The sequence below is a fragment of the 'Chrysanthemum coronarium' phytoplasma genome (assembly GCF_000744065.1).
Taxonomy (GTDB): domain Bacteria; phylum Bacillota_I; class Bacilli_A; order Acholeplasmatales; family Acholeplasmataceae; genus Phytoplasma; species Phytoplasma asteris.
Genome location: NZ_BBIY01000162.1, coordinates 1 through 545, shown reverse-complemented (window position 1 = coordinate 545; position 545 = coordinate 1). Strand labels below are relative to the sequence as shown.

Annotated in this window: 1 pseudogene; it reads right to left on the bottom strand. The window is 28.4% G+C overall.

The window, feature by feature from the left end:
* Positions 1-16: 16 nt before the first annotated feature.
* Positions 17-545, bottom strand: a pseudogene (locus OYV_RS04300) (dipeptidase PepV); the annotation flags it as partial.

Sequence of the window (545 nt, the reverse complement as noted above, 5' to 3'; positions counted from 1 at the left end):
CAATAGGTTTTTGATTTTATTTTGCTAATTCATATAAAGCTTCTGTGTAAATGGCAGTTAAGGTAATTAATTTATCAATTGAAATAGATTCATTTTTTTGATGAATTAAAGAAATTTCATCGACAAAAGTAGGTCCAAAAGGTACTAAATTAGGGGCACATTTTGCAAAAGAACCACCACCCACACACATAGGTTTGGAAACTAAATCATTAGTATGTTTTTGATAAACTTTTAATAATGTTTGCATTAATTCACTTTTAGGATCAACATACATAATGGGATGATGAAGGGCAGTTTTGAGGCAAAAATGTTGGCTCTTGGCTGCTTTTTCCAATTGAAAAAGGATTTTTTCAAATGTAATTCCTTTAGGATATCTTAAATTAACAGTGAAAAAAGCTTGATTATTTTCTAATTTTAAAACTCCAGAAAAACAAACCAAATTATAAGTTTCTTCATCAAAGTGATTAATGCCTAATTTTTTTCCATCCAAACTATCTACCAAATATTGATCCCAAAAATCAACCAAAGTATTTGTAATTCCCAAT